This window comes from Streptomyces sp. NPDC002265 (genome assembly GCF_040296125.1).
Classification (GTDB): Bacteria; Actinomycetota; Actinomycetes; order Streptomycetales; family Streptomycetaceae; genus Streptomyces.
Map to the genome: position 1 here is coordinate 1 of NZ_JBEOWS010000388.1, position 8,682 is coordinate 8,682.

The 8,682-nt window shown below is 71.5% G+C and carries 7 protein-coding genes; 4 read left to right on the plus strand and 3 right to left on the minus strand.

From position 1 onward, the window contains the following. Positions 1 to 103 precede the first annotated feature (103 nt). Positions 104 to 877, minus strand: coding sequence for a polysaccharide deacetylase family protein (locus tag ABT085_RS40020; protein WP_351620006.1), 774 nt, complete (start codon positions 875 to 877; stop codon positions 104 to 106). Between the two features lie 456 nt (positions 878 to 1,333). Between ABT085_RS40020 and ABT085_RS40025 the strand changes: the two genes are divergently transcribed. Then, entirely contained in the window at positions 1,334 to 2,248 is a 915-nt protein-coding gene (locus ABT085_RS40025) for a hypothetical protein (RefSeq protein WP_351620008.1), read from the plus strand. 87 nt (positions 2,249 to 2,335) lie between these two features. Here ABT085_RS40025 and ABT085_RS40030 read toward each other — a convergent pair whose 3' ends face one another. Further along, entirely contained in the window at positions 2,336 to 5,386 is a 3,051-nt protein-coding gene (locus ABT085_RS40030) for an FG-GAP-like repeat-containing protein (protein WP_351620010.1), read from the minus strand. Between the two features lie 235 nt (positions 5,387 to 5,621). Between ABT085_RS40030 and ABT085_RS40035 the strand changes: the two genes are divergently transcribed. Further along, the gene (locus tag ABT085_RS40035; RefSeq protein WP_351620012.1) at positions 5,622 to 6,095 is read left to right on the plus strand and encodes a hypothetical protein; all 474 of its coding nucleotides are present in this window, start codon (positions 5,622 to 5,624) and stop codon (positions 6,093 to 6,095) included. Between the two features lie 10 nt (positions 6,096 to 6,105). On the opposite strand, the gene ABT085_RS40040 is transcribed toward ABT085_RS40035, so the two are convergent. Then, on the minus strand, positions 6,106 to 7,494 hold the full coding sequence (locus tag ABT085_RS40040; protein ID WP_351620015.1) for a helix-turn-helix domain-containing protein: 1,389 nt from the start codon (positions 7,492 to 7,494) through the stop codon (positions 6,106 to 6,108). A gap of 185 nt (positions 7,495 to 7,679) precedes the next feature. On the opposite strand from ABT085_RS40040, the gene ABT085_RS40045 reads away from it, so the two are divergent. Both ABT085_RS40045 and ABT085_RS40050 read left to right on the plus strand, forming a co-directional pair. Then, complete coding sequence (locus ABT085_RS40045) at positions 7,680 to 8,387, plus strand: DUF4232 domain-containing protein (protein ID WP_351620018.1); 708 nt, start codon at positions 7,680 to 7,682, stop codon at positions 8,385 to 8,387. A gap of 127 nt (positions 8,388 to 8,514) precedes the next feature. Next, positions 8,515 to 8,661: a hypothetical protein gene (locus tag ABT085_RS40050; RefSeq protein WP_351620021.1), complete on the plus strand. Its 147-nt coding sequence runs from the start codon at positions 8,515 to 8,517 to the stop codon at positions 8,659 to 8,661. Positions 8,662 to 8,682: the final 21 nt, after the last annotated feature.

Consider the following 8,682-nt stretch of genomic DNA (forward strand, 5'->3'; position numbering starts at 1 on the left):
CGACTACGGCGAACCGGTCTCCGGCACACCGCAACCTCCTAACGCGAGCGGCCCTCCGCTCGGCGCCCCCCCCTGGGGGTCCTCCCGGCATCCGGCCGGCGGCTCAGCGCACCGGGAAGCCGAAGGAGTAGCCCTGCTCCTTGAGCCAGGGCAGGACGCGGCGCAGGGCCTCGACGGTCTGGGCGCGGTCGCCTCCCGCGTCGTGGAAGAGGATCGTCGGACCGTTGGGGAGCTCCCGCTGGACGGTGGCGACGATGGCGTCCGCGCCCGGCTGCTCGAAGTCCTTGGTGTCCACGTTCCAGCCCAGCGGGCGCATGCCCCGGGAAGCGGCGAGCTTGCGGCTGTCGGGGGTGAAGGCGCCGCCCGGGGCGCGGTAGTACATCGGCCGCACGCCCCCGGACGCCTCGGTGATCATGCGTTCGGCGTCGAGTATCTCCCTGGACTGGTAGGCCAGGGGCTTCTTGTCCATGGAGGTGTCGTGCGAGACCGTGTGGTCGCACAGCCGGTGCCCGGCGGCGACCACCTTCTTCACGAGGTCCGGGTGGGCCTGCGCCTGCGTCCCCACCATGCAGAACGTGGCCTTCACCCCGTACTCCCGCAGCACGTCGAGCACTTGGGGGGTCCAGACGGGGTCGGGGCCGTCGTCGATGGTGATGTTCACGCCGTGCGCGCCCTTGTCCGAGGCGTGCGCGATGGTGATCGCGACCGCCTTGACGGCATCGCTCGGCTTCGCCGACGCGGTCGCCTTCGGCGACGGGTCGTTCACGGCGTCGGCCTGCGCGGTCCACAGCGAGGCACCGACGGCGAACATCGTCACCCCGAGCGCCGCCCCGATCATCTTGCCGTACCAGCCGCGCACCCCGCCGTGCCGTGCCATGTCCGCCCCGCTTTCGCCCAGTGCCTCGTCGGTCCCCGGTCGCCGTGCGACCACTTGGCAGGACGAAGAAAGCCGGCCAGGGGATCCGTCCGTTACCGATCACGGACAATCCCGGGAGAGTTCGCGGACAACCGGGCCGGGTCGCCGTGCCGCCAAGGGGGACCGGGTCGCCGTGCCCCGTTGTACGGCTGCCGGACCACGGCTGCTCACCTCGACCGCAGCCGCCCGCCGGTCATCAGCCGCAGGTCATCAGCCCGTCGGTCATCAGTCATCGGTCATCGGGCTTCGGCTGTCGGGTGGAAACGGCTGCACCGTCCGAGGGGACCACGCGCCCGAATCCGCCGCCTCGGGTGTCGGCGCAGGCAGCATCGGCCCTGCCCCCCGAGCCACGGCGCCGTCGACTTCGGCGCCGGGAGCCCCCCATGAATCCGGGACTTCCTAAGGAGCCACCTGCTCATGTCCATCCGCAAGCCGTCGGCACGCGTCGTACAGGCGATCTGTGCCGGAGCGGCGGCCGCACTGCTGGCCACCGCCTCCCCCGCCGTACTGGCCACGGCCGCCCCCGCCGCGCCGCCGAACACCGTCCCGTGCAGTGAGAGCGCCCTGTTCGCCGCCATCACCGCTGCCAACGCGGGAGGCGGAACCCTGGTGCTGTCGCCGGGCTGCACCTACGAGCTCAGCGCGCCTCTGCCGGAGATCACCAACACGGTCGTCATCAACGCCCGCCACAGCACCATCACCCGTGACTCCGCGGCCAGTTTCGGCATCCTCTCCGTCGGCAGCAGCGGCGATCTCACGCTGAGGGACGCCACCATCACCAACGGCGCCGCACCCGACTTCGGCGGCGGCATCGCGAACCGTGGCAGGCTGACCGTCACCGGCAGCGCCATCCGCGACAACAGTGCCAACTTCTCGGGCGGGATCGGCGGCGGAACGGGGTCCGTCACCCTGATCCAGCGGACCAACATCATGGACAACATGGCCAACGTGAACGGCGGCGGCGTCGCCAACGACGGCGACATGACCATCACCGACAGCCGCATCATCGGCAACCACGCCGGCGCCGTCGGCGGCGGTGCGGCCAACGACGGCACCCTGCGGATCACGAAGAGCAACGTCAACGACAACACCGCCGGACGGGCCGGAGGCGTCGCCAACTTCACCGCTTCCTTCGGAACCAGTTCGACGACCATCACCAACAGCAACGTCAACAACAACTCGTCCACCTTCGCCCCCGGCGGTGTCCTCAACGCCCGCGTCAACCCCAACAACCCCGACGGCACTGTCAACCTGGTCAACTCCCGGGTCCGCGGCAACGCCCCCACCAACTGCGCGGGCAGCGACATCACCGTCCCGAACTGCTCGGGCTGAACCACGGCAGACCTGCCCCAGGACGGGGAACGGGCCCGGACGCACAAGGCGTCCGGGCCCGTCGGGCAGCCGAGGGGAAGAGCCGGCTCAGAACAGGCCCTTGTACCCCTGCCAGCCGGTGGCGATCCGCGTACGGCCGCCGAAGGAGCCCTTGCCGTTGCCGCTGTTGCGCCAGACGGCGCCGGAGGTGTCGCGGGCGATCAGGTCGGCGTGACCGTCACCGGTGATGTCGCCGACGCCCACGATCACGTTGTACGACGAGCCCCAGTTGTCGAAGACCTTCACGCGGCTCTTGAGCTTGCCGGTCCCGGTGCCGTCGTAGCGCCACACGTCGTTCGCCTTGTCCTGCGCCAGCAGGTCGCCGCGGCCGTCGCCGTTGAGGTCGCCCGCGCCCACGATCTTCTTGTAGGCCGTCCACTTGGACCCGATCTTCACCCGGGCGGCGAGCTTGCCGGTGCTGGTCGCCGTGTACAGGTAGAGGTCGCCGGTCGAGGCCTGGCGGGCGATCAGGTCGGCCCGGCCGTCCCCGCCGAGGTCCCCGGGCGAGGTCAGCACGTCGTACTGGTTCCAGCCCGTGCCCAGCGAGGTGTACGCGGTGGCGGGCGTCGGCGCCGCCCCGCACGCGGGCCGGTAGGCGCGCAGGGTGCCGTTGCTGAACCGCACCAGCACGTCGTTGCAGCGGTCACCGTTCAGGTCGCCGAAGGGCACCGCCTTCACGGTCGTCGGCCACCCGGAGCCCGTCACCTTCCCGGTGAACGTGCCCTTCCCCGCCCCGTACTGGTACGTCAGTCCGCCCGAGCCGTTCAGCGTCAGCAGCTCGCCGAAGCCGTCCGACCCGACGAAGTCGCGGTGGACCGCGGCGGCGCCGGTGACCTTGACCGAGCCCGTCCTGGTCAGCGCCGCGCCCTGCCCGTCCGCGGGGGTGACGGTCAGCTTCCAGGTGTAGGCGCCGTTGGCCACCAGCCGGCCCGAGCCGTCCTTGCCGTTCCAGGCCGGGCTCACCACACCGCGCGCCAGGCCGCCGGAAAGCGTGCGCACGGCTTTGCCCGACCGGTCGCCGATCACCAGGGTCCAGGAGGCCGCGGGCTTGTTCAGCCACCACTTCGGGCTCCACGACACCGCGCCGCCCTTGACGTCCACCGAGGCGGCGACTGTGGCGTCACGCTGGACCAGGGCCGAGACGGGGACGTCGCTCGCGGTCAGCCGGACGGAGTTGTCGGACCGGAGCTGGGCGATCACGCCGGTGTACGGGTCGACGTCCCAGGCGTTGCCCTCGAAGGTTCCTACGGTGTGCGTCACGGGCGTTCCGCCGCGCACGTCGATCACCTTGAGCTGCCCGCCCTCGGCCATCGCGACGAAGCCGTCGCCGAGCTGCGCCGGTGCCGGGAACGAGCCGTCCGCGAGCTTCAGATTCCGCTGGGTGACGGTGTCGTAGACCCCCGTGCCCTCCGAGTCGCGGACGCAGTTCCACAGCAGCCACCGGCCGACCGCCTGGAAGTCGTTCAGCAGACAGCCGCGCCCGAACCACACGGACTCGCCCTGCTTCCCGGTGAGCAGGTCGTACGCGTCCACTCCGTCATGGCCGGACATCAGCCACACGGTGGTGCCCCAGATCGCCGCCACGCTCTCCGTCGTCGTGAACACCGTGCGCCCGGAGTCGACGTCGACGATCCGGGTCTCCGCCTTGCCCGTGCTGTCGTACGGCCTGGCGAGAGCGGCGAAGCGGCCGTCCGCCGCGACCGCGGTCCGATAGGTGCGGGAGCCGTCGATCCGGGTGCCGGGCAGCGACCGGCCCGTCTCGAGGAGCTGGGGCTGGTCGCCGGGCTCCGTGCCGAAGCCGCGGAGGACCGTCCGGCCGTCGCCGGTGTCGAGGAGATACGGGCGGCCCGCCGTGTAGTTCTCCGTCACGATGCGGCCGCGGGTGACGGCGGCCCCCGCCGTGGGGGAGTCGGCCACACCGGTCTCACGGGTGCGCAGATACGTCCAGTCGCCCACGGGGTCCTGCTCGACGGTCGTCAGCCGGCCCTGCGCGAGCGTCAGACGGGAGACGGTGTGGGTGGCCTGCGGGGGGTACGCGTCCGCGATCCGGCGCACGGCGACCCCGCCGCCCGCGGTGGCCTCGACGAGGGAGACGCCCCAGTGGTCCAGGTCGGTGCCGCCCGCCACCAGGAGCCCGCCGTCCGGAGTGGCCACGGCCTCCCGTGACGTCCGGGCCAGCAGCGTCCGCGGCGCGGAGCCGTCGAGCGGGACGGCCTCGACGCGCGAGACCGCGCGATAGGTGTCCCTCTGGCCCAGCGAGGAGTCGTACCGGGACACGATGACGTTGTCGCCGACCATGCCCAGCACCTGCATGACGTCGCCGACCCGCACGGACCGCAGGGCGGCGGACGGGTTCTGACGGGAGGCGACGTACAGGGTGCCGTTGTCGTACCACACCAGGTGGGTGGGGCTGAGCGCGGCGAGGTAGCCCCACGCCTGCATGCTGTACGGCAGGGCGGTGAAGCGCGCCTGCTCGATGTCGAGCCACCCGGTGACGTAGTCGTCGCCCTTGCTGTACTGCACCACCTGTCCGCGCGCGTCGCCCAGCCCTGCGGCGGACGACGTTGTGACGCCGGAGGGCACGCCCACCACCGGGCGGTCCGAGACGGAGCCGTCGTCCTGGGCGTCCAGCAGATGCCACTGCGAGTCGCGGGGGGTCCCCGTCGTGGTGACGACCGTCGATCCGAGCGTGCTGAAGTAGCGGTACCCCTCGGGCAGCGCGATCGTGCCGGTCTGACCGGACGTCATGTTCCGCAGCGTCACGACCCTGGCGGAGCTGTCGAAATGGGCGACGACGTCCGAACCCGCGCCGGCGCTCGTGACGCCGTACGCGTCCGTGCCCGAGGCGTCGACGACCGTGTCGCCCCCGTCGTACGTCGTCCACAGCTGGCCGCGGCCCTCCTCGTACCGGAGGAATCCCGAGGGCCCCGCGCTCAGCAGGCCGGTGTGCGGGACCGGGGACGTGGTGGCCGGCACGACCACCTCTCCGGAGACCGGCGCCGCGTGCGCGCCGCCCAGGGCCAGCACGTCGAGGCCGAGGGCCAGGGTGCAGGAAACGGCGACGGCGGTGGCGCTTCGTACGAGCGCACGTCTGCCCATGCGGGATCTCTCCGGACGGTAGGCGAAGGCGTGGAGAGACACGTGCGCGGCTCGTCGTACCGCAGGTCACGGACGCGCGGTGGCATACGACGCTCGGGCACCCCCCAGGCGAGTGGCCGGATCATAGCATTTTACTTGTGCATGACCCGACCATTGCCGGGAGCGGACCGAGGGGCGATGTCAGTGCCCGCCGCTACCGTTCCGGCCGTACACAACCGTCAGGGAGGGCTGCGCGATGGGTGCCAGTGGGTGGGACTACGTGACCGAGTACGACGGGGACGCCGCGGCGGCCCTGCAAGCCCTGCACGCCAGGGTCTTCCAGGATGAGTACGGGGACGGCTCGGAGTATCAGAGCCTGGAGGAGCTTTACGCGGACGAGGAGTTCATGGGGGAGGAGGGCACCCACACGATCCTCGACATCGACACGGTCGTCGCCGTGGACACCCCGCCGAAGGAGTCCCGTGGCTCCGACTACGGCACCCTGCGCCCGCTGGCGCTCGACCGCGTGGTCCACCACTTCGGTACGGACCGGCCCACGGTCGAGCGGTACCGGAGCCTCGTCGCCGCGGCCAACGCGACCGCGAGTCACAAGGAGCACGAACGGAGTCTGCTCGGCGAGTGCCGGATGCGCTGGACCGGTTACTACGTCGTCCTCCACTCCGACGACAAGCCCACCCACCTGGGAATCTTCGGCTTCTCGGGCGACTAGGGCCGGCCTGTCAGCCCTCCCGTCTGATCCACTCGTTGCTGCCCAGCGGGTAGTCGTAGCCCGGGCGGTTCGCGTCGGCGCTGGTGCGGAACGGGCTGCCGTTGTCGTCGATGTGGACGGTGCCGCGGCGGCTGCCGCTGGACCAGTCCAGGGCGAGGTCCCAGCGGACGTCGTGCGCCCCGGTGTGGGCGGTGACGTAGAAGACCTCGGGGTCCGACTCGCTGACCTTGTACGGGAAGTCGCGCTGGCCGTTCTTGACGGTGACCACGGGACTGCCGTCGTCGAGGTCGATGTCGAACGACTTGGTTTCCACGCCGCCACCGCAGCCGACGCCCATCGAGTAGTCGTTCCAGGCGAGCGGCGCCGCCTCGGTGAGGACACGGACGTGCAACGCCTCCAGTACGACGGTGTCCTCGCCGGTGCCCTGGACGGTGAGGGCGACCCGCTGTTCGTCCGAGGAGACCGCCCCGTACGCGGCGGCCCAGCGCGGGGCGACCTGCTCGCTCGCCGGCGGACCGACCTGCTCGGGTTCGCTGTCGACGAGGAAGTGCTGGCTGCACGGGCTGTCGTAGACGTACGGGCGGGTGCCGACGGTGAGCGGGACGGCGCCGCCGGCGGCGCTGCCGCCGGCGGGCCCGGTCGAGCCCTGCTTGCCGTCGCCCTTGCCGGCTCCCCCGGACTCGGTGGCCGAGGGGGAGGACGATGCGGAGGGCCTGTGTCCCGTCGCGCTCGGGGACGGTGCGGCGGACGGCTTCCCGGTGTCGGCCGTGCCGGTGACCGCGGTGGCAGCACCGGCCGCCTGCCGGTCACCCGTGGCGTCCCGGTCGCCGAACGGCGGATGCACGGTGAGCGCCACGGCTCCCAGTAAGGCGGCCACCGCGGCGGAGGCGATCAGGACGGTACGGCGACGACGGGATCGCCGGGGCGGCGCGAGCTCGCGCGGCACATCGACGACGACCGGCTCATCGTTGTCGCCGCTCTCGCCGCCGCTCCTCCCGCGCGATGCCGCTGCGACGTTGTCCGCCGATTCGGCCGTTTCCGGCGCATCCACCGAACCGGCCGCAGCCGCCGGAGCGCCCGAACCGTCCGGACCGGCTCCCTGGGCCGCACCCGTCGGCGTGACCTGATCCGGCCTGCGCCCTCGTGCCGCGTCCGCCAGGATCCAGCGCCGGTGCAGCTCGACCAGCTCCTGCGGCGTCGCCCGGCAGACCCTGGCGAGGCGCTCCACCGGTGCGTACTCGATCGGCACCGCGGTGCCGTTGCAGTAACGGTGCAGCGTCGACGTGCTCATGTGCAGCCGCTTGGCAAGCACCCCGTAGCTGAGTCCCGAGCGGTCCTTGAGCTCCCGCAGCAGCTCCGCGAACGCCTCCGTCGCCCCGGCTCCTGTTCCCCCCGACACCCGTTCCTCCGTCCCCCGTGTTCCAGCCGCGCGTTCCAAGGACACTGCTTTCCCCCTGGTCAGAGCGCGTTTCAGTGTTCCAGCGTCCCCAACTGCCCGCTGGGCATGGCAGTTGGGACGGATCACCTCACAAGCTTCGGTCATCCAATCACCATCCCCACCCGAACACCGAAGGGCACGGCCACATGTCCAGCCTCCGCACCTCCCGCACCCGTCTGATCGGCGCCGCCGCGACCGTCGTGCTCGCCGCGTTCTCCCTGACCGCGTGCAACGACGGAACAGGCGCTCGCACCGACGGTGCCTCGACGGCCGCCACCCCGACGGCGAGCTCTCCTTCCGACGCTCCTTCGTCGGACGCTCCTTCTTCCGGCTCCTCCGCGGGTTCCTCCTCGGACGGCAGGCCCTCCACCGCCACTACGCCGTCCGGCGCGCGCACCTCCGCGTCGAAGGTGCCCGTCTCCTCGGGCAAGCCGGTCATCTGTGAGGGGTCCAACACCAAGACGGTCGCGGCCCCGCTGAGCCGTCCCGTGAACCACATGCTGCTCACGGTGACCAACACCGGTGGCAAGATCTGCTACCTCCACGGCTACCCGGCCGTCCGCTTCGGCGAGGCCCAGGCCGTGCCTCCGGTCATCGAGGACTCGAAGCCGCAGGCCGTCGTCACGCTCCGGCCGGGCGAGTCCGGGTACGCCGCCGTGAACCTCTCCGCCGGCGACGACAGCGGCTCGAACGGCTACACCGCGAAGTCCCTGACGGTCTACTTCCACGGCCCCTCCGGCAACGAGAGCGTCGGCGCGGGCGCCCACCCGCCGCTGCCCGCGAACGGCGTCTACGTCGACGACTCGCTCAAGGTCACGTACTGGCAGCAGTCGATGGCCGACGCCATCGACTGACGGCGGCATCGACTGACGGCGGCATCGACTGACGGTGCCATCGGTTTACGGCGCCATCGACCGACGACGCCTGAACGCGCGCCCGAAGAACAGCAGCCCACCGACCCGAGCAGGCAGGTAACCCATCATGCGTACTACCCGCAGGATCTCCCGCTTCGTGGCCGCCTACGTCGGCACGGCTTTCCAGGTGATCGTCCTGGGTGGCACAGGCCGCCTGGCGGAGGAGGCGGGCGTCCGCCGCCGACGCCACACGGTGTCGACCGGCCGGCTGTGAGGGCGCCGAGCCGGGCGAAAC

Bases quoted from the DNA above. Each gene is read 5' to 3' on its own strand.
- ABT085_RS40020 (WP_351620006.1), bottom strand. From the start codon at position 877: ATGGCACGGCACGGCGGGGTGCGCGGCTGGTACGGCAAGATGATCGGG.
- ABT085_RS40025 (WP_351620008.1), top strand. From the start codon at position 1,334: ATGTCCATCCGCAAGCCGTCGGCACGCGTCGTACAGGCGATCTGTGCC.
- ABT085_RS40030 (WP_351620010.1), bottom strand. From the start codon at position 5,386: ATGGGCAGACGTGCGCTCGTACGAAGCGCCACCGCCGTCGCCGTTTCC.
- ABT085_RS40035 (WP_351620012.1), top strand. From the start codon at position 5,622: ATGGGTGCCAGTGGGTGGGACTACGTGACCGAGTACGACGGGGACGCC.
- ABT085_RS40045 (WP_351620018.1), top strand. From the start codon at position 7,680: ATGTCCAGCCTCCGCACCTCCCGCACCCGTCTGATCGGCGCCGCCGCG.
- ABT085_RS40050 (WP_351620021.1), top strand. From the start codon at position 8,515: ATGCGTACTACCCGCAGGATCTCCCGCTTCGTGGCCGCCTACGTCGGC.